Raw genomic sequence first — 380 nt, 5'->3', positions numbered from 1 at the left:
GAGAAAGTCTATGAAGCCTATCAGAATCTATGGAATGTGGAACGGTCGTTTCGTATTACCAAAGGTACGCTGGATGTAAGACCGATGTTCCATTTCACGCCAAGAAGAATTGAGGCTCATGTTTGTATATGTTTCGTTGCTTTGAAAGTATACAAGGAACTTGAAAGGCTATTAAAATTGTCTGGGTGTCCGTACTCTGTAGATGAAACACTCAAGATAGCCGAGACTATAGTTACTATTGAGATTGCACGTCCGGAGAATAAAGACACTATAACAAAAACTCTCTGCCTCACAGAGGAGGAGAGAGCTATAGCGTACCTCATTGATACTGATGACTGGTTAGAGTTATGATTTGGGTGACGCAATGATAAAGTCAGGAA

At 40.8% G+C, this 380-nt stretch carries 1 pseudogene; it reads left to right on the top strand.

Annotated features, from left to right (window positions below):
- A pseudogene (locus I6E24_RS16765) lies at positions 1 to 351 on the top strand (IS1634 family transposase); the annotation flags it as partial.
- Positions 352 to 380: the final 29 nt, after the last annotated feature.

Origin of the sequence: Bacteroides caecigallinarum (genome assembly GCF_021530995.1) — a bacterium.
GTDB lineage: Bacteria > Bacteroidota > Bacteroidia > Bacteroidales > Bacteroidaceae > Phocaeicola > Phocaeicola faecigallinarum.
This window is presented reverse-complemented; position numbering and strand designations above follow the sequence as displayed.